The 18,317-nt window shown below is 52.5% G+C and carries 20 protein-coding genes; 4 read left to right on the forward strand and 16 right to left on the reverse strand.

Annotated features, from left to right (window positions below; translation table 11 throughout):
• Positions 1-57 precede the first annotated feature (57 nt).
• From ONB24_12660 to pabB, 14 genes are all read right to left on the reverse strand, one after another.
• Positions 58-1,623 (reverse strand): GldG family protein, encoded by a 1,566-nt coding sequence (locus ONB24_12660; protein MDZ7316965.1) that lies wholly within the window; start codon positions 1,621-1,623, stop codon positions 58-60.
• Positions 1,620-2,405, reverse strand: a complete 786-nt coding sequence (locus ONB24_12665; protein ID MDZ7316966.1) for an ABC transporter permease — start codon at positions 2,403-2,405, stop codon at positions 1,620-1,622. Before ONB24_12665 ends, ONB24_12660 begins: the two co-directional genes overlap by 4 nt.
• The gene (locus ONB24_12670) at positions 2,402-3,349 is read right to left on the reverse strand and encodes an ABC transporter ATP-binding protein (protein MDZ7316967.1); all 948 of its coding nucleotides are present in this window, start codon (positions 3,347-3,349) and stop codon (positions 2,402-2,404) included. The genes ONB24_12665 and ONB24_12670 overlap by 4 nt, the downstream gene beginning before the upstream one ends.
• Positions 3,350-3,407: 58 nt before the next feature.
• Entirely contained in the window at positions 3,408-3,677 is a 270-nt protein-coding gene (rpsO, locus tag ONB24_12675) for a 30S ribosomal protein S15 (GenBank protein ID MDZ7316968.1), read from the reverse strand.
• Positions 3,677-4,621, reverse strand: a complete 945-nt coding sequence (locus tag ONB24_12680; protein MDZ7316969.1) for a bifunctional riboflavin kinase/FAD synthetase — start codon at positions 4,619-4,621, stop codon at positions 3,677-3,679. Before ONB24_12680 ends, rpsO begins: the two co-directional genes overlap by 1 nt.
• Complete coding sequence (gene truB, locus ONB24_12685) at positions 4,618-5,343, reverse strand: tRNA pseudouridine(55) synthase TruB (GenBank protein MDZ7316970.1); 726 nt, start codon at positions 5,341-5,343, stop codon at positions 4,618-4,620. The genes ONB24_12680 and truB overlap by 4 nt, the downstream gene beginning before the upstream one ends.
• Positions 5,327-5,677, reverse strand: a complete 351-nt coding sequence (rbfA, locus tag ONB24_12690; GenBank protein ID MDZ7316971.1) for a 30S ribosome-binding factor RbfA — start codon at positions 5,675-5,677, stop codon at positions 5,327-5,329. The genes truB and rbfA overlap by 17 nt, the downstream gene beginning before the upstream one ends.
• A gap of 9 nt (positions 5,678-5,686) precedes the next feature.
• Positions 5,687-5,968 carry a DUF503 domain-containing protein gene (locus ONB24_12695; GenBank protein ID MDZ7316972.1) on the reverse strand — a complete coding sequence of 94 codons (282 nt, stop codon included), beginning with the start codon at positions 5,966-5,968 and terminating at the stop codon, positions 5,687-5,689.
• Positions 5,968-8,565, reverse strand: coding sequence for a translation initiation factor IF-2 (gene infB / locus ONB24_12700; protein MDZ7316973.1), 2,598 nt, complete (start codon positions 8,563-8,565; stop codon positions 5,968-5,970). The genes ONB24_12695 and infB overlap by 1 nt, the downstream gene beginning before the upstream one ends.
• 54 nt (positions 8,566-8,619) lie before the next feature.
• Entirely contained in the window at positions 8,620-9,858 is a 1,239-nt protein-coding gene (nusA, locus tag ONB24_12705) for a transcription termination factor NusA (protein ID MDZ7316974.1), read from the reverse strand.
• An 18-nt stretch (positions 9,859-9,876) separates the two neighbouring features.
• Positions 9,877-10,326 carry a ribosome maturation factor RimP gene (locus tag ONB24_12710; GenBank protein MDZ7316975.1) on the reverse strand — a complete coding sequence of 150 codons (450 nt, stop codon included), beginning with the start codon at positions 10,324-10,326 and terminating at the stop codon, positions 9,877-9,879.
• A 95-nt stretch (positions 10,327-10,421) separates the two neighbouring features.
• Positions 10,422-11,093: a tetratricopeptide repeat protein gene (locus ONB24_12715; protein ID MDZ7316976.1), complete on the reverse strand. Its 672-nt coding sequence runs from the start codon at positions 11,091-11,093 to the stop codon at positions 10,422-10,424.
• A gap of 91 nt (positions 11,094-11,184) precedes the next feature.
• Positions 11,185-11,541 (reverse strand): hypothetical protein, encoded by a 357-nt coding sequence (locus ONB24_12720; protein ID MDZ7316977.1) that lies wholly within the window; start codon positions 11,539-11,541, stop codon positions 11,185-11,187.
• Between the two features lie 102 nt (positions 11,542-11,643).
• On the reverse strand, positions 11,644-13,401 hold the full coding sequence (gene pabB / locus ONB24_12725) for an aminodeoxychorismate synthase component I (protein ID MDZ7316978.1): 1,758 nt from the start codon (positions 13,399-13,401) through the stop codon (positions 11,644-11,646).
• 174 nt (positions 13,402-13,575) lie between these two features.
• Between pabB and ONB24_12730 the strand changes: the two genes are divergently transcribed.
• On the forward strand, positions 13,576-13,938 hold the full coding sequence (locus ONB24_12730) for a hypothetical protein (GenBank protein MDZ7316979.1): 363 nt from the start codon (positions 13,576-13,578) through the stop codon (positions 13,936-13,938).
• Here the strand turns inward: ONB24_12730 and ONB24_12735 are convergent.
• Entirely contained in the window at positions 13,935-14,294 is a 360-nt protein-coding gene (locus ONB24_12735; protein ID MDZ7316980.1) for a phosphoethanolamine transferase CptA, read from the reverse strand. The genes ONB24_12730 and ONB24_12735 overlap by 4 nt on opposite strands.
• Before the next feature lie 390 nt (positions 14,295-14,684).
• On the reverse strand, positions 14,685-15,992 hold the full coding sequence (locus ONB24_12740) for a family 43 glycosylhydrolase (GenBank protein MDZ7316981.1): 1,308 nt from the start codon (positions 15,990-15,992) through the stop codon (positions 14,685-14,687).
• 171 nt (positions 15,993-16,163) lie between these two features.
• On the opposite strand from ONB24_12740, the gene ONB24_12745 reads away from it, so the two are divergent.
• From ONB24_12745 to ONB24_12755, 3 genes are all read left to right on the forward strand, one after another.
• Entirely contained in the window at positions 16,164-16,595 is a 432-nt protein-coding gene (locus ONB24_12745; GenBank protein ID MDZ7316982.1) for a GNAT family N-acetyltransferase, read from the forward strand.
• Between the two features lie 78 nt (positions 16,596-16,673).
• On the forward strand, positions 16,674-17,699 hold the full coding sequence (locus ONB24_12750; GenBank protein MDZ7316983.1) for a peptidylprolyl isomerase: 1,026 nt from the start codon (positions 16,674-16,676) through the stop codon (positions 17,697-17,699).
• Positions 17,700-17,759: 60 nt separating this feature from the next.
• Positions 17,760-18,317: radical SAM protein (locus ONB24_12755; GenBank protein ID MDZ7316984.1), on the forward strand; the 558-nt coding region annotated here is incomplete at its 3' end.

Consider the following 18,317-nt stretch of genomic DNA (forward strand, 5'->3'; position numbering starts at 1 on the left):
AACCTTCTCCTTTGCAAAAAGAGGCGGCTCCCGATGAGGAGCCGCCCGAGATAAGGGTTATTTTCTGCGCTTGGTATAGACGTAAACGCCGGTGCCGAAGCATGCCAGCGGCAACAAAATGACTCCCACCCACAGCATCAGCTTGGACTGCTGAGCGGTGAGGCTAAGCCGGCGATTCTCCGGATCGCGCGGTCGGATGCTCACCAGATCTTCTTCTTCCGCCAGCCAGTTCAGCACGTTCATGAACAGGTTGCCGTTGGCCTGGAAGTTAAAGTAGCCGTTCATGGCAAAGTCCGAATCGCCGAAAACGGCCAGGCGCGTCTTGACCTCGCCGAGACCCAGGTTGTACTGATCGTTGACTGCAGTCGGTTTTTCCGCCGCTTTTTCGGCGACGGTGAGAATCGACAGCGGACCCATCTGATCGACGCCGGGGTTATAGCCGACCTGAGCGCCCATGCGCAGCGGCGTGGTCTCGCCCCAGCTGCTGCTGCTCGTCTTGGCAATTTCGGTAACCGTAACGTCACCCGAGACATCATCTTTGCGCGACACGGAGCGGGCTTCCGAGAAAAGCGTCATCATGCCTTGAAAGCCTTCCGAGATCGTGTGCTTTTCGTAATTGGTCACGATCGGCATGATGGGCCCGGCGCCGAACAGTTGACCGACCGGCGACAGCTCGACGATAAAGTTGTTGTCGACGCGGATGCCGTACTGGGCCGCCAACTCGCCGTAACTCGAAGGCGATTCCGGATCGAGCATCATCAACAGCTTGCCGCCGCGCTTGAGGTACGCTTCGATCTTGCTGCGTTCGGGCGGCAGCAGATCGGTCTTGGGACCGGCAATGATCAACAGCGCGCAATCGGAAGGAATCGAGTCGGGCGGCTGAATCAAGAGGATTTTTTCCACCTGGTAATTCAGCTCGTCGATGGCCGCCTTGGCTTTGCTCAGGCCGTCCTGCTGCGTATTCTCATAATCTTTTTCGCCATGGCCCGTCGTGAAATAGATCTTTTTCACGCCTTCGCGGGTGACTTTGATGATGGCGTTGGTCAGTTCCTGCTCCGAAACGGTGTTGATCTTTTCCTGCTTGTCGCGACATTCGACGACGATGGTGTTGTAGGTCTTGATGCCGTAGCGTTTGGCTTCGACCGGCTTTTTATCGGGATCGATGAATTCATAGCTCAGCCGCTGCGAAAAGTGGCTGTATTCGGTCAACAGTTCGCTCAGCTGTTTCTCTTCGCCCGACTTGAAAAAGCCGATGACTTTGACGTCTGCCTTGAGGTTCTTCAGCACCTTACGCGTCTGTTCGGAGAGGCTAAAGACCTTGGCTGCGGTGGCATCATAGCGATACGAGAAACGGTTGGCAAAAATATTGATGACGACTAGGATGCCGAGCAACAGCAGGATCATCATGGCCGCATTGCTGCCGAATTTGGCTGAACGGCTCGACAGCCCCGTCTTGATGGCTTCGAAACGAAGGATGACGAATGCAATCAAAAGGACGAGTCCCAAACCCAGGAGCACGCCCACGGCGATGTTGATTTTAGTATAGATCGAATAAACGACCAGTCCGATGAAAATGGACAGCAGGCCCAGGAGTCCGATGAGAGAAGCATATTTTTTCATCATCTTCCCCTCCATCTCGACGATTCAATGGACACGTAGGAAAGAAAGAGTCCCATAAAGATAAAGCTGAGATAGAACACGATATGCTTGGTGTCGAGCACGCCTTTGGCGAAATCGTCGAAATGTTCGATCAGCGAAAAGTTGGTCAGCAGCTCGCCCAAGTTGGGACTGACGAATCCGGACACCCAGCCGATCGCCCAGAAGAAGAGGATAAAGACGAACGAGCTTACAGCGGCGATGATCTGGTTGTCCGTCAGAGTCGAGAAAAAGAGGCCGAAGGAAAGATAAGACAAGCCGAGGAGAAAGAGTCCCAGATAGCCGGTGAGCACCGAACCGACCTCCGGCTTGCCGTAGAGAAAGAGAAACAGAACAAAAAGGGCCGTGCCCGCCAGCATCACCAGATAGAGCAGGGCGGCCGCGGTGAATTTGCCCAAAATCGCCTGCGTGTTGGTCACCGGCGAGGTCATGAGCAGCTCGATGGTGCCGGTGCGTTTCTCTTCAGAGTAGAGGCGCATGGTCACCAAAGGCAGGAAAAAAAGCGCGAAAAGGCTCATATTATGCAAAATCGGCCGAATCGCCATCAGGTTGACGTTTAGATTCGGCGGCGCCATTCGGTAATATTGCGCCTGCATATCGTAGCGCAGGCAGAGCTGCACAAAATTCGATACAATCAGGTAAAAGAAAAGTCCGGACAAGGCGATAAACAGGCCGATCACGACATAGGCGACCGGCGAAGTGAAATAGGACTTTAATTCTCTATGCAAAATTGCGGCAAAGTTTCTCATTGCTTCACGCCCTCCTCTTTGGTGGTCAGTTGCAGGAACACATCTTCGAGGCTGACGTCCTCAGCTTTGAGTTCATACAAAGGCCATTGCTGGGAAACGATGAGACGCGCCATTTCGGGGCGCAGATCCTTGTCGTGGGTGCTTTCCAAAAGCAGGGCTGTGTAATCGCCGCCGTCTTTTTGGCGACTGATGCTGCGCACGCCGGGCAGCTGCGACAGCTTTTCGCTGACCGCCTCGAAAGGTGCATCGACAATCACCGAATAACGGTGCGCGCCGCTGTGTTTGCGGGTCAGGTTCTCGGTGCTGTCTTGAGCGACGATGCGGCCTTTGTTGATGATGATGACGCGCTCGCAGGTCATGCTGACTTCCGGCAGAATATGCGTGCTGAGAATGATCGTGTGCGAACCCGCGAGGCTTTTGATCAACTGCCGGACTTCGATGATCTGATTGGGGTCCAATCCGACGGTCGGCTCGTCGAGAATCAGCACCTCCGGATTGTGCACGAGCGCCTGGGCCAGTCCCACGCGCTGTTTGTATCCTTTGGAAAGATATCGGATTACCCGATCGGCAACGTCGGCGATCGCCGTCTTTTCCATGGCCTGCTTGACGGCCTGTTTCCGATCCACCGGCGATACGCCCTTGATTTTGGCCACAAAATCCAAAAAATCCTTGACGCGCATTTCCTGATAGAGCGGCGGATTCTCCGGTAAATAACCGATGCGCTTTCGAACCTGCATGGACTGTTCATGCACGTCAAAGCCGGCAACGGTCGCGGTTCCAGAAGTGGCCGGCAAAAAGGTGGTCAAAATGCGCATGGTGGTCGTCTTGCCGGCCGCGTTCGGGCCGAGAAAGCCGACGATTTCGCCCTTCTCCACCTCAAAAGAGACATCTTGAACCGCACTGACATTACCAAAGAACCGCGATACATGTTGCACTTGGATCATGGAATAGACCTCCTTTCATGAATGGGCCAGGCAACAGAATCGGCTTTTGGTATCCAAACTATCGACGGATGCCTAATTTTTCGATGAGAGCACGATATTCGTTGATATCCTGATTTTTCAGATAGTTGAGCAGACGGCGGCGCTTGCCGACCATCTTGAGAAGACCGCGGCGCGAATGATGATCCTTGGGATGCGCTTGAAAGTGCTTGGTCAGGTCATTGATGCGCGCAGTCAGCAGTGCGATCTGCACCGCAGGGCTGCCGGTATCCGACGGGTCTTTGCCGTACTCGGCAATCAGGGCAGCCTTTTGTTCCTTGGTCATCGTCATTAGGGAATTCCTCCTTGTTCCAATACAGTTATGGCTTGTTTTACGTCCAAATCAATTTGCTCGGCCAGTTCCTGCGGCGAATCGAACTTTTGATCCTGCCGCAGAAAATGGTAAAAGTGTATTTCCAATTCGCGACCGTAGAGATCGCCGGAATAGCCGGGTATATGGACTTCGGCGACTTTTTCGGTGCCGTCGAACGTCGGCCGAACGCCCACATAGGTGGCCGAATTGAGCAGTCTGCCGCCGAGTTGGACCCGGGTAGCATAGATCCCCTCGCGCGGCATCAACTTGTAACGCGAAGAGGGTCTGAGGTTGGCGGTCGGGAAACCCAGCTTTCTGCCCCAGCCGGCGCCCTCTACAACTCGACCTTTGAATGAATAGGGCCGACCGAGCAGAACCGCGGCACGTTCAACCTGTCCTTCGCTCAGCGCGCGGCGAATGGCCGTGCTGCTGACGGGAATACCGTCGATCGTCAACGGCGGCACAACCTGGACAGCAAAACCGAGCTCCTGCCCCAGGCGTTCGAGCAGCTCCGGGGTACCCTCTTTGCCGCGTCCGAACATATGATCCGCGCCGACCACAACCTTTTTGGCGCCCCAGCGGCCGACCAGATCACGACGGACAAACTCCTCAGCGGGCGTGTCCGCAAAGACAAGCGTAAAGTTGGCGACGATCAAATAGTCCACGCCGAGCGACTTGAGCACTGCGATTTTTTCTTCGATGGTCGTCAACACACCGATCTTTTCGCCTTCCTGCGGCGCAAACACCAATTTCGGCGGCGGCTCAAAAGTGACGACCGCCGAAGCGATGCCCATGGCTTTGGCGTCGCTTACGACTCCCCTGATCACTTCCTGGTGGCCGCGGTGCACGCCGTCAAATGTACCTACCGTGATGACGGTGCCGCGCGACGGCACGCGCTCTGTCAAATTCCAAATGATCTTCAAACTCTGCTTCCACTTCTGTATTGGCTTTCAAGTGCCTCAATCGAGAGAGCATCCTCGATCTTGAAGGGACCGATACGCGTGCGCGTCAGGCGTTTCAAATAGCCGATCTCTCCCAAAGCATAAGCCAGATCGCGCACCAGCGAGCGAATGTACACGCCTTTTGAGCAAACTGCCCGCAAATGCAGCCGGGGCCAGGCCGATTCCAAAAGCTCCAGCGCATAAATCGTCACCCACCGTTTGGGCAATTCGAACGGCACGCCGCTGCGCGCCAACTGATAAGCCCGCCGCCCGGCAACATGAACGGCAGAAAAAGCCGGGGGTGTTTGCTCGATCACACCGACAAAGCGCTGCAAAGTTTGTTGGAGAAGGTCCCGATCGAGAGAGGCAGGTACTTTGCGCTGCACGATCTTTCCGCTTAAATCCAATGTATCCGTTTCCACGCCCAATTCCATGAGCAGCCGGTATTCCTTTTCCATTCCCATCAGTTCGGCGATCCTTCGCGTTCCTTCTCGGCCGACGCCTAAAAGCAGCACTCCGTCGGCCAAGGGATCAAGCGTTCCGGCATGTCCGATTTTCTCAACCCCCAACAGGCGCTTTGCCCTTCGCACCACATCGTTCGAAGTCCAGCCGATCGGCTTGCAAAGATTGAGCACGGTGCCGTCCTCGGCCGCTCCCGCCGATGAAAAGCTGCCCGCTTTCGTCCGCTCAAGAGGTCTCTTCATGCAGCTTTTTGATTAATCTCTCGATGTGATCGGCATATTCGATGGAATCATCGTAGCAAAAAGTAATTGTCGGGACAAAGCGGAGTGTGAGTACTGCGCCGATCTCCGACCGGATATAACCTTTGGCGCGATCGAAAGCCTTTGCGGCGTTCTGCTTTTTCTGCTGATCGCCGTAAACGCTGTAATAAATTTTTGCATGCCGCACGTCGTCGCTTACCTTCACTTTGGTGATCGTAACCTGATGGAGAGCCGGATCCTTCAGCTCCCGAATCATCATCTCGCCGATCTTTTCGTGAATGACCGAAGCGACGCGGTCGGCCCGTTTGTATCTCATAGGTCCTTCTTATAAAATTTCGAGAGTATGATCGACGATCTCGATGCCGTCCTGATCATCCAGAAAATTTAACACCTGCGCCATGGCCTGATCGAGAAACCGCTTTTCGTTTGCCACCATGGCGACGCCGATCACCGATCGCTGGAGCAGGTCGTTGTAGTCGATCTCGGCCACCGAAACGTTGAATTTGTTCTGCAGCCTCTGCTTGAGGCTGCCGATGACCATGCGCTTCCGCTTGAGCGAATCGCTGTCCGGAATTAAAAATTCGACTTGCAGGGCTCCGATCAGCATTACAGGGACCGTTTCTCTTCAACCACTTCGTAAGCTTCGATGATATCGCCAACCTTGATGTCGCTGAATTTATCGATACAGAGACCGCACTCGAACCCGGCCTGAACCTCGCGCACATCGTCCTTGAACCGCTTCAGCGAAGCAATGGAGCCCTCGTGCAGCAGCCGATCATCCCGGTAGAGGCGAACTTTGTTGTTTCGGGCAATTTTGCCGGAGACTACATAGCAGCCGGCAACGGTGCCGATTTTTGGCACCTTGAACGTCTGCCGTACTTCGAGGGTTCCCACGATGCGCTCGGAAATTGTGGGCGACAAAAAGCCCTCCAACGCCGCCTTGACTTCGTCTATGATGTCGTAAATGACGGTATAGGTTCGAATATCGACTTTATCCCGTTCCGCCAGTTGTCGAGCTTTGAGGGTCGGGCGGACGTTAAAGCCGATAATGATGGCGTCGGAGGCGGAGGCCAACAGCACGTCCGATTCGGTAATGGCGCCCACGCCCTTGTGAATCGTGTCGACCGCCACCTCTTCGGTCGCCAGTTTTTGCAGCGAGTCAAAGATCGCTTCCAGCGAGCCGTCGACGTCCGTTTTAAGAATAACCTTGAGCTGCTTGAGCTGACCTTTTTGGATCTGACGGGAAATTTCGTCGAGCGTACGCGGCCTGGTGCTCAAGCGTTCCAATTCACGCTTCAGCTGTTGCCGCTTTTGACTGATTTCCTTGGTGTCGCGCTCGCTCTTGAGTACGACCAGCTTGTCGCCGGGCTGCGGACGGCCGTCGAATCCGAATACCTTGACCGGCCGCGACGGCCCGGCCTCTTTAACACGGCGATCGCGTTCATCCGTCATGTAGCGCACTTTACCGCTCTGATCGCCCGCAATGAACGGATCGCCGACGCGCAGTGTGCCGTTCTGTACCAATACCGTCGCCGAAACACCCTTGCCTTTATCGAAATGCGATTCAATGATGACGCCCCGCGCGCGGCGGTTCGGATTGGCTTTCAGCTCCAAAATGTCCGCTTCGAGCAGGATTTTTTCCAAAAGCTTATCGACATTCAATCCCGTCTTGGCCGAGATCTCCACACTTTGATATTTGCCGCCCCACTCTTCCACCAATACTCCATGTTCGGCCAACTGTTTGCGAATCAGATCGGGATTGGCGTTCGGTTTGTCGATCTTGTTGATGGCGACGATGATGGGCACATTGGCGGCTTTGGCATGACTGATGGCTTCGACCGTCTGCGGCATGACGCTGTCGTCCGCGGCAACCACCAAAACTACGATGTCAGTAGCCTGAGCGCCGCGCGCGCGCATGGCGGTAAACGCTTCGTGACCCGGCGTATCCAAAAAGGTAATTTCCCGTCCGTCGACCGTCACTTCGTAAGCGCCGATGTGTTGGGTGATACCGCCCGCCTCGCCGGCAATGATGTTGCTCTCACGGATACGGTCCAACAACGAGGTCTTGCCGTGATCGACATGGCCCATAATGGTAACCACCGGCGGTCGCGGCACCAATTGCGCGGGATCATCCTCTTCTTCCTCTTCAATCAGCTCTTCGTCCGGCGCCACCGTCTCAACTTGGAAACCGAAATCTTCAGCCAAAAGGGTCACGGCATCAAGATCCAATCTCTGGTTGATGGTCACCATCATGCCCAAGTCCATGCAGCGGCGAATAACCTCCTTGACCTCCACCCCCATCAGCTTGGCCATTTCGGCAGGCGACATGGACGAGCTGACGCGAATGACGCGTGCCTCTTCATACTGCTCCTCCTCTTCTTCCTCCTCGCGCCGCCGCTTGCGCTTACCGCGACCCGCTTCCTCCATGGAAGCAAACGTCTGACGGATCGACGCCTCAATTTCCTCGTCGTTGAAAACCGGCCGCGGTTTCTTTTTCTTTTTCTTCTTTTCTTTTTTGGGCTTTATGATCTCAAGGAGCTCTTCTTCAAGCGCCTCTTCACCCTTTTTCTTTTTATCTTTGGCCTTTTTCTTCTTTTCTTTCTTTTTCGCTTCGCCTTCCGGCTTGGGCTTTTCGACGGCAACTTCCGTCTCGACAGCAACCGGCGCTGCTGCTTCGACTTCTTCCGCCTCTACCGGCTCCGGCCGATGTTCCGGCACTTCGCGCTTTGCCTTTTCCTGTTCTTTCGGAGGAATTTCGATCACTCGAATCGTCGGACGGCGCGGCTTGGCAGGCTTTTGCTCCGCGACCGGTTCTATTGCCGGAGCCTCCACAACCGGTGTCTCTCCAACGATAGGAGCCGCGGGCTGTTTCTTTTCCGCTGCGCCCCGTTTGCCGAGAGCAGGCTTTTGCGCCACCAACTCGGTCGCCACCCGCAGCCGCTCTTCCAGCTCGCGTCGAGCCCGCTCCGCCTCTTCCTGCTCTTTTGCCTGCTTTTCACGCAGCAAACGACGAAATTCGGTATCTTTATCCGCCGCCGCAGGTTTGCTCCCATACTTTTCTGCGACGCGGGCGTACTCCTCATCCGTCAAAGGGCTGAGATAGTTGCGGACCTCGAACCCTTCGCTCGTTAAAAATTTAATGAGCTCCTGGGTGGAAATGTTGAACTCTTTTGCGACTTGAAATAGTCTTTTGTTGGCAGACAAAAGCTACACTCCTGTAAATGTTATGGTGCAGACGGCACGACGATCCACGGCCGCTTAGGCTTTTTGACTTTCCAATATTTGAATAATTTTTTCGGCCTTTTTTTGCCCGATGCCGGGAAGTTCCATGAGCTTTTCGACACCGGCTTCCAAAACGCTTTCGACGGTTTCATAACCGGCCAAATGCAGCGTATTGATGAGCTTCTCGGTCAGTCCCTCGGTTTCGGTCAAAGGCTTTCCGGCACCTTCCGCGGCCATCAGCTGACGATATTCCTCTTCTTTCACAGTCTGGATATCATAACCGGTCAGACGCGCGGCCAATCGACGGTTGACGCCGCCCTTCCCGATCGCCAGCGAAATCTGGTCGTCGTCCAATACGGCAATGACGCGCCGCGCTTCCTCATCGATGGCAATGCGCTTGGGCTTTGCCGGACTCAGCGCACGGGTGATGAAAATCTCAGGCTCCGCGCTCCAGTTAATAATATCGATCTTTTCGTTGTTGATTTCCTTGACGATTTCCTGAATCCGCATGCCTTTCATGCCTACGCAGGCGCCGACCGCATCGATGCGTTTATCATGAGAATAGACGGCGATCTTGGTCCGCTCCCCGGGCTCGCGCGCAATGCCTTTTATTTCGATGATGCCGTCGGCGATCTCCGGCACCTCGCGCTCGAACAGACGCACGATGAACATCGGATCTGCCCGAGATACGATGATCTCCGGCAGACGCGGCGTCTCCCGCACCTCTTTAATCAAAGCACGAACAGTGTCGGCGCGGCGATAGCGTTCATTCGGAATCTGCTCCCGCTTCGGCATGATCAATTCCGTGCCGTCGGCGACAAGAAAGATTTCATCGCGATTGATTTGTCGAATATCGGCCTGGATAATCTCGCCGACGCGATTCTTGAACTCTTCATAAATGTGGACTTTTTCGACATCCTTGAGTTTTTGATTCAGATTCTGCTTGGCGCTCAGGATCAGGCGGCGGCCGAAAGATTCAATCGGGATAAACTCGAGGTATTCATCCCCGAGCTCATAGCTCGCTTCCTGGGCTTGCGCCGTCGCCAAATCCACTTGAGTCAGCTCATCCTCGACTTTTTCCACTACGGTCTTGATCACGCTGATCTCAATCTCGCCTTTCTCCAAATTGACAAACACATTAAAATTATCCGTAGTGCCGTATTTCTTTTTGATCATCGCTAAAAAGATCTCTTCGATGATCTGGGTAAGGGTCTCTTTGTCCATGCCTTTCTCTTTGACAAGCGAGAGAAAGGCTTCTGAAATTTCACTTTTCATTTGCTGTTCCCGATTCGTTTATAAAATCGTCTTTACTCTGGCGCTTTTAATTTGATCCAAAGCCACCGCCGTCTTTTTGCCGTTGATCAATACCAGAATGCCGTGCTCATCCGCTTCTTCCAGCACTCCCTCGAGGATTTGCTCTCTGCCGTTTTCGGCCGCCAGGGTAAGGTGAAGCGTCCGGCCGATCTGACGCGCAAAATCGCGCGCCGTACGAAGCGGGCGATCGGTTCCGGGCGAGGAAACTTCAAGAATGTACTGGCCTTCGATAAGGTCATCATCCTGATCGAGCGCGTCCGAAAGGCGTCGACTCACCTCCGTACAGCGGTCGAGTGTAATGCCTCCGGGTTCCCAAATAAAGATGCGCAGACTCGAACGCTTGCCGCGGTGAAACTGCATTTCGACGAGCTCTACGCCCATCTCTTCGAGCACGGAAGCAACCAACTGTTGTAGTCTCGGATCAATCATTTCTCGCCGTTATACAACAAAAAAGTGGGCTGATTGGCCCACTTCTTATAGAATATAGAGATAACTATCTTAAAAATCAAGCGATTTCTCGATCATTACCACTTGAGAGAGCTCAACAAAACAGCATCCTCCTTTTCGCGGGAATCGGGAAAATCAGTGATGATTCGTTGATACAAAGCCGAAGCCTTTTGCGAATTACCCGCCAGCTGCCAACATCGCGCCGCCCGCAGCAAATAGTAAGGAGCTTTGGGAATATCTTTATACTTTTCGGCGACGGCCTGGAATTTTTTCGCCGCTTCGGCATATTTGCCCAGCTGCTCCAACGCCGCCGCTTCTCCCGCAAGCGCGGCAGCCTTTAGCTGTTTGTCGCCGGAAAGGGCGCCGGCTGCTTTTCTGAACTGTTTTGCCGCCTGCTCGTACTCGCCGTTTTGATAATGCGATTGCGCCAGATAAAAACGCGCCAACTTGCCGCTGCGCGTGCCGCCGTATTTACTTGTCAACACGCCGAACTCTTTGGCGGCGTTGCGGTAATCCATGGCCTGAAAAGTGCGCACGGCTTTGGAAAACTCGACGCTTGCGGTCTTTTCAGCCTTGCCGTGCAGGTATGTATAGATTCCAATACCGGCAATGATTAAGACGACCGCAAGCAGGCCGATGGTAATTTCCTTAAGATGATCGTCGATCCAAGCACGCGATTTGAAATAAAACGTGACGAGTTTGTCTTCCTTGAGGTCCTTTTTCCGGATTCGCTTCCTTGGCGTCAGCATAACGATTCCTATTCTGTTCGTCCTGCCGAATTATTGAATTATTTGTTCAATATACGAACGGCAGGGTTTAAAAGCAAGCCATAAAACCTTGTTAATGGTGTTCGTTAAACGCTTCGTGCGTGCCCACTACCACCAGTTCGTACATATGCACCGTTACGGCGGCAACGAATACAATGTCGAGAAAAAGAAAAAAACCGATCAAAATGGGATCGCTGCCGAAACGGAGCAAAAGCGGCAAGGTCAGCAGGCCGACGGCGACGCCGATAAAAATGCTGAAAAAGATCTTGACGCGGTTCCTGTTTCCGCCGCCGAACGCATACGAAATGAGAATAATGAAAAAGCCCAAAAGGACCGCCAAATAATGGTAAAGATCGTTATGAAAGGCGAACCATTTAAAGGTATAAAGCATTTGCTGCACGGCTGTAGAATCGGTAATTGCTTCTTCCATAGTCAGAATCCTTATAATGAAACTAGGAACAAATTAGCCGGCAGTAATTTGAACAAAATAGCCCCCATTTGCAAGCCGTTTCTTCTCATGCCGATTAAAGAGTCAATTTACCCCTTGACAAGCCAACTTGACTTTCTGCAGTCCTCGGATTGAATTGAACAAATATACGGATTGAACATTGGCCAAGTCCTGCAAAGAAATGATCTTTTCAATCAGAAGCCCTTTCTCGAGTAAAAATCGCCGGAACGTGCCTGCCAGCAGCCCGCACTGGATCGGCGGCGTATAAAGCACCCCCTCGATTTCAAAAGCAACGTTCGCTGTCGTGGTTTCGGTTACTTCCTCTGATTCATTATAGAGCAGTATTTCATATCCTTTCGGAGCGGCACTCTGGGCGGCTTCATAAACTTTGCGAAAAGTCGTTTTGTGAAACAAAAACACATTGCTGCTGTCAACCGGCTCTTTTGCCGGAATGAGCGGCCCGAATTTCGTCCAATCGGGAGGCAAAGGCTCCGAATCAATACGTATATTGCCGCAGGCAGAAAGAAAAAGCCGCACCTTATGGGGTTCTCTTTGCAGCCTGCGCGATTGTTCATAAAGCTGCCGGCGGATTTTTTGCAAATCGCATCGGTAATCAAAATAGTCTGCGGAACGCTGCAACCTTTCGAGATGATAATCGAACAATATATAACCCTCATTCGGCTTCCACAGCATCGTTTCAAACAAGTCAAAGTCGATTGGGCGCCGATAAAGAACTGCCGCTTTGGTAAGGCACTCTTGATGCTCCTTTTTCGGTAATGAATCCCATACGATTCCGCCGCCGACGCCGTATTCGGCAGTTTGCTCCCGATGGTTGTAAAGTATCGTACGAATCGCCACGTTAAACTGTGCGCGCCGTTTAGGTAAAATATACCCAACAGAGCCTGTATAAATCCGACGGGGGGTAGTTTCGAGATCGGCTATCCTCTGCATGCTTCGACACTTTGGAGTTCCGGTAATGGAAGCCGCAGGAAACAATGCCTGCAGGATGCCGGAAATGGAGGTGTCGACCTTGGCGCACACGGTTGAAGTCATTTGCCATACAGTGGGGTATTTTTCGATTTCGAAAAGCGAAGCGACTTTAACGCTGCCGGTCTCTGCAATTCGTCCCACATCGTTTCTGACCATATCGACGATCATTACATTTTCAGCGCGATCCTTTTCGGAAAAGGCCAGCCGTTTGCTGATTTCCGCGTCTTCCTCCGGCCAACGACCTCTCGGGGCGGTGCCCTTCATTGGGCGTGTTTCGATATGGCTTCCATTGAGACGAAAAAACAATTCCGGCGAGGCGCTGCAGATCACCCAATCGTCCCAAACCGCATAAACGGCGTACGGCGCTTCTTGGGCAAAGGCAAGAAAGAACTGCCAGCAATCAAAGTCACCTTGGGTCAATAGTCGCCAAGTGTAATTAAGCTGATAAATATCGCCTTGAGCAATGAGTCGACGAATTCCTGCTACGTTTTGACAATATTCCTCAAAGGTCAAATTCGGTTTCCATTCGAGACGAAGATCCATTCGAGACGGCTGGGGTAATCTTGGAACGAGATTCGGCTTTTCATAAACCGCCAATCCCATCAATGGAAAATGCTGCTCCGTATTGACTTTTAAAGACGGATCAAATCCCGAAGCAGCTTCGTAGGAAATGAAAACGGCGGCGCAGACGCGATATTTTTCTATAGTCTTTTCAATCTCGGCCAGAGCAGGCATAATGTGTTCTGCTTCCCGAATTGAATACACCTCGATAGGTTTTGAAAACTCGAACCAACAAAACGGAGAGTTGCGGATCAGAAAATAGGGTTGCTCAAACGGCAAAAGGGTTTTCATGCTTTATCCAATTTTGCGAATTTAATTAGGGATCATTTTTCAAAGGACGGCGAGGTTTGCAAAAAGGAGCGGACTGCCGAACTGAGAAAAAATGCAAATTTCGGGGATGAAACGCAACCCTATAACCAGACAGCAGACGGTCGCCTTTTGTCATGGACCGTCTGAAAGCCGTTAATGGTAAAGCATTGCCCAACAAAAGATTCTATGCAAGAAATCAAAGCGTTATTAATAGTTGTTCGAGATAAAAATAATCAATTAATTTTTCAAAAGGAGCCAAGCCCTAAAACGAAGCATGCGGGTTTGCGTTGTTGTAATCATTCAAAAACAGGTGCCGTTGCGTTTTCCTATATTCCGGAGCGGACAAAAGGAGTCTTTTCATCCCGCATCTCCATAATGGCTCGGATCACCTATTACGCCTTGCCGTTGCTCTTGGGATTACAGATTCTGCTGAAACACTATTCGATTTTTTTTCCCGTACGAAAGCAAAAAGGGAACAGATTGACGATACTTTTCGCAGGGCGACAGCAAATCTTTTAAGACTGGTTCCAAGTGCGTTTGCCGACGTTGAGAATCGGCAACAGCAGCAGCGGCAGCCACCACAGGATACTCCATTTAAAAGATGAAAAAGCGTCAAAAGCCCAGATCGCCCAGACAATCCCGATACAAAGCACTGCATAGGGCCCAGCCATTAATCGACGATAGCGGGTGTCAGGAAAACGCCAGGGAGCAAAAAAGAAAACCGTCGCCATTGCCGTGAGCCATAATAAAATCCCAAGAGCTGCCGCGAACAGCTTTCTCTGAAAAAGAAAAACAATCGCCAATACGCCGATCCAAAGGGACGCGCCTGCCCAGCCGAGAATCCAGCCGAGCTTTTCCCCTCGACGATGATTCATATTGTGCCACCCTTTCCGTTAAAAATTAAATGGTCTTATTTCGTGCTGAAAAAATCTTTAAAGGCGGACCCGTTCATACCGCTGACGCCTGACTCCAGAGACAGCGGTTTCTCCCATAGTTTAATGATATGCACAAGCTCGTCGTTGTCGATGTATAACGATTGTCCGTTGGAGAAACCGTTCATATTGATGCCGTCGCATCGTTTGTAAAGCCTGCTGCACCCGCATTTGTCCCCTCCTGCCGCCGACACGACGCGCGTTCGCCAGCTTGACTCCCTCCTTCTAGGTCAGTCGATATGCCGGGAATGCGGACCGTCGATCTTCGATCCATACCCGTTGCATGGATAACCATTTCCGTTGCTATTCCATTATTCCGGCGTCCTACTGACTTTATTCGAACCGAAGCCGATCGATATCGAACAGCTTCCCTGGTCCGCCGTAAAACCTCAGCCAGAGAGCGTGAACGCCGCCGGCATTCGAAACGGAAGCCGTGTAATCCCGCCAGGTTTTGCCGTCACCGCTCGGAATCTCGACCCTGGCGATCCTCGCCTTCCACGGATAATCCAAGCACATCTCGATAACCCCGCCTGCCGCGGCCGCAGCCCGCACGGCGACCCGCTTCGCGCCTTTGCCGAAATCGACGTACTTGAATGCGGCGCGGTCTTCGTTGCAGATCTCTGCCAATGCCTCGTTGTTTTCCGCAATCAATTGAATGCGCACGTTCCCGTTCATGAGGCAGGCGCGCTCCGCCTCGATGGGAGCAAAAGCGTTCAGCGGACCGCCGGCTCCCTGAGAGGTCATTTCGACTTCATTGATGCTGCCGTCGGCATTGAACGTGATCGGTTCGATGCAGGCTTTGCGCATCATTTTGGAATTGTGGGTCGCCCGATGATAAAGTACGTACCAGTTGCCCTTGAACTCGACGATCGAACCGTGATTGTTCCAGTTGCCCGGATCGCAGTCGTCATTATCGATGATGACCCCGCCGTAGCGGTATGGCCCCATCGGTGAAGAGGCCGTTGCATAGCCGATGCAGGTCGGCTTTTGCGAGCGCCCCATGTGGGCATAGATAAAGTAATAGATGCCGTTCCGCTTGGTCAAAAAGCCGCCTTCGTGAAAATGGTGTTCCTTCTCCGTCAATACACTGTCGCGAATGGTCGAGCGATCCAATTCGATCATGTTCGGTTTGAGTTTTGCCATCTTGGCGGTAAACTGTCCCCACAGATAATAGGCCTGACCGTCGTCGTCGATAAAAACCGACGGATCGATCTGGTTGTATCCATAGAGCTCGATCGGTTTGGCGTCGCGAAAAGGACCGGTAGGGGAAGTCGAAACGGCTACACCTTCGCTATGGCGAACGTCCGGCGTGCAGTAATAGAGAAAATAGAGGCCGTTCCGGGCCATACAATCCGGTGCATAGAGCGGGGCATCGGTCCAGGGAACCTGATCGTCTTTTCCGGCGGAGGCAAAGACGTTTTCCACAATTTTCCAATTTTGCAGATCTTCGGTGACCAGAACATGGTGCCGATTCGAGCAGTAATAAGTGGGACTTTCATCGAGCGAGCCGTAGACGTACAGTTTACCGTCACTCCAGACGTGAGCGGACGGATCGGCGAAATAGACGCCCGGCGGCACGATCGGATTTTGTGCAACAGCGACCGCCGCCAGAAAAGCGATCAAAAAGCATCTTTTTTTCATGCTTTTGTCCCTAATTAAGTTTATCATTTAGAGTCAATGGCTCGGCAGGCTGAAAACAGGTGCAAAATTTTGATTCAAAATAATGTTGTTTCACACAAGAGTCAAGCTTTTTACATTGGGATCCAAAGCAAACAGATTTAATAAATTCCTCATGTTGGAAACGGAGGCATCATGATTTTTCGACCGGCAAAAACGATGGATGATCTCGTCAAAGTCTTTATCGTGCGGGCGATCGTCTTTATCGGAGAGCAGCATTGCCCTTTTGCTGAGGAAATCGACGAGTTCGAACCCGTTTCGCTGCACTTTTTGGGAGAAATTGATGGAGAACCGATCGCGGCGGCGCGCCTGCGCTTTCCCGGAAACTATGCCAAACTGGAGCGCATCGCCGTACGCCGTGAGTGGCGCGGTCGAGGTTACGGGCATGCGCTTGTGGACTATTTGATCGAACAGGCCGAGCAGCGCGGCTACAAAACATTAAAGATGCACGCCCAAGCGCATTTGGTTGACTTTTATGCTCGGCACGGATTTGTGCGCCAGGGTGGAATCTTTCAGGAAGCGGGTATCGATCATTATTTGATGGTTCGAATCAGGGATGTCGATTGAAAAATCCCTTGTGAATTATGCTTAGGTCGAGTATATTGATTAAATTCAATCATCATTAAAATTTTTTGGAGCCATTGTATGAAACGATTCTTTGCTCTTTTGGTCGCGGCAGCCCTTTTGACTGCAGGATGCTCGAAAAACGTTCCCAAGGCGCCGTATGCAAAAGGAACGGAGCCCTATAAATTCTTTCGCACGCTCTCCGATTCCCTCAAAATCACCCAGTTGAACCCTGACAAGCCGGTTTTGCTGATCACGACCAAGCAATTCAAGGTCTATTCTTACGACATTTTGCCCAGCATTTATGCCCGTTTTAACCGTTACCGCAACAACCTCGGCAGATTGCCGGTGGAACAATTCAAGAATTCGATAAAGGAAGCTGCTGAAGGCGAAGCAGAAAAGCGGCTTTTGCTGGAGGAAGCCAAGAACAAAGGCATCGCTGCTTCCGACAGCGTCGTCAATGAAGAATTGGAGCAGATCTACTCCCGTCGCGGCGGCAAAGAAAACTTTCAGAAATTCATCGAGCAGCAAGGATTGACCATCGAGTTTGTCGAACAGGACATTCGGAATCAATTGACGATCCAGAAATTCCTGGAAGAAGTGTTGGAGCCGCAGGTGCAGGTGACCGATGCCGACCTGCAGGAGGCTTACTCGCAGGACAAGCTGGCGACGGTTCGTCATATCCTTTTCCTGACGCAGGGCAAAAACGAAGCGGAAAAGGCCGAAATAAAAGCCAAGGCGGAGCAGGTCTTGGCGCGCGCCCGCTCGGGCGAGGACTTTGCCGCATTGGCCAAAGAGTTTTCTGAGGACCCGGGTTCAAAAGATAAAGGCGGTATCTATGAGCGCTTCCCGCGCGGCCGCATGGTCAAGCCGTTCGAGGATGCCGCTTTCAATCTGCCGATCGGCAGCATCAGCGACCTGGTCGAGACGCCCTACGGCTATCACATCATCAAAGTCGAAAGTCGAGAGAAAGAAACTCTGCCGTTGGAAGAGGTCAGAGATCAGTTGACCCGTACAGTCGAGCGTACCAAGCGCCGCGATATCTACAACCAATTCATCGAAGATCTCAAGAAAAAAGCTGAATTCAAAGTTGTCGAATTGAGCTGACGAGTTGATGGTCGGGCGCTGCCTGCATGCAGGCGGCGCCCCGACGTCCTGCGGCAAGGTATGTACCCTTTCAAGGAATTGTATACCCCGACGCTTTCGCCGGTCGACGTCGTCCTGATCTATCCGCCGGTCTCCAAGCCCTCCGAACCGCCGGCCGGAGTCGCCAGACTCAAAGGAGCTTTGCAGGCGCATGGTATTTCAAGCCGTATCATCGACGCCAATCTGGGCGGCTTGGAGTTTCTGCTTTCCGAAAGCTTTGAGCCGCAAAACGCCGCCGAAGCCGTTGCCCTACATCGGCGTTACCTCAATCGACGCCTGATCGCCGTCGCAAGACGCAAAAATGCGTTCATTTCCCTGACTGATTTTGCTCTAACCGGCCTTTCCCCCCATAAAAGCGACGATCTGCTGGCTGCCGCCGAAAAGCCGCAGCTTTCTCCCTTTTACGACTATTATGCTGCCGAATTGATCCCGACCATCGACCACCTCGCGCCCAAGCTCATCGGCGTTTCCATCGTTTATCTTAGCCAGGCGCTCCCTGCGTTTGCTCTCTTGGGGCTCCTGCGTCGACATTTTTCCGGCGTGAAACTGGTGATCGGCGGCGGACTTGTGACTTCCTGG

The organism is candidate division KSB1 bacterium (assembly GCA_034505495.1).
GTDB lineage: Bacteria > Zhuqueibacterota > Zhuqueibacteria > Residuimicrobiales > Krinioviventaceae > Fontimicrobium_A.

Bases quoted from the DNA above. Each gene is read 5' to 3' on its own strand.
- ONB24_12665 (MDZ7316966.1), bottom strand. From the start codon at position 2,405: ATGAGAAACTTTGCCGCAATTTTGCATAGAGAATTAAAGTCCTATTTC.
- ONB24_12715 (MDZ7316976.1), bottom strand. From the start codon at position 11,093: ATGCTGACGCCAAGGAAGCGAATCCGGAAAAAGGACCTCAAGGAAGAC.
- ONB24_12710 (MDZ7316975.1), bottom strand. From the start codon at position 10,326: ATGATTGATCCGAGACTACAACAGTTGGTTGCTTCCGTGCTCGAAGAG.
- ONB24_12720 (MDZ7316977.1), bottom strand. From the start codon at position 11,541: ATGGAAGAAGCAATTACCGATTCTACAGCCGTGCAGCAAATGCTTTAT.
- ONB24_12660 (MDZ7316965.1), bottom strand. From the start codon at position 1,623: ATGATGAAAAAATATGCTTCTCTCATCGGACTCCTGGGCCTGCTGTCC.
- truB (MDZ7316970.1), bottom strand. From the start codon at position 5,343: ATGAAGAGACCTCTTGAGCGGACGAAAGCGGGCAGCTTTTCATCGGCG.
- pabB (MDZ7316978.1), bottom strand. From the start codon at position 13,401: ATGAAAACCCTTTTGCCGTTTGAGCAACCCTATTTTCTGATCCGCAAC.
- rbfA (MDZ7316971.1), bottom strand. From the start codon at position 5,677: ATGAGATACAAACGGGCCGACCGCGTCGCTTCGGTCATTCACGAAAAG.
- ONB24_12735 (MDZ7316980.1), bottom strand. From the start codon at position 14,294: ATGAATCATCGTCGAGGGGAAAAGCTCGGCTGGATTCTCGGCTGGGCA.
- nusA (MDZ7316974.1), bottom strand. From the start codon at position 9,858: ATGAAAAGTGAAATTTCAGAAGCCTTTCTCTCGCTTGTCAAAGAGAAA.
- rpsO (MDZ7316968.1), bottom strand. From the start codon at position 3,677: ATGACGATGACCAAGGAACAAAAGGCTGCCCTGATTGCCGAGTACGGC.
- ONB24_12730 (MDZ7316979.1), top strand. From the start codon at position 13,576: ATGGTAAAGCATTGCCCAACAAAAGATTCTATGCAAGAAATCAAAGCG.
- ONB24_12750 (MDZ7316983.1), top strand. From the start codon at position 16,674: ATGAAACGATTCTTTGCTCTTTTGGTCGCGGCAGCCCTTTTGACTGCA.
- ONB24_12670 (MDZ7316967.1), bottom strand. From the start codon at position 3,349: ATGATCCAAGTGCAACATGTATCGCGGTTCTTTGGTAATGTCAGTGCG.
- ONB24_12740 (MDZ7316981.1), bottom strand. From the start codon at position 15,992: ATGAAAAAAAGATGCTTTTTGATCGCTTTTCTGGCGGCGGTCGCTGTT.
- ONB24_12745 (MDZ7316982.1), top strand. From the start codon at position 16,164: ATGATTTTTCGACCGGCAAAAACGATGGATGATCTCGTCAAAGTCTTT.
- ONB24_12695 (MDZ7316972.1), bottom strand. From the start codon at position 5,968: ATGCTGATCGGAGCCCTGCAAGTCGAATTTTTAATTCCGGACAGCGAT.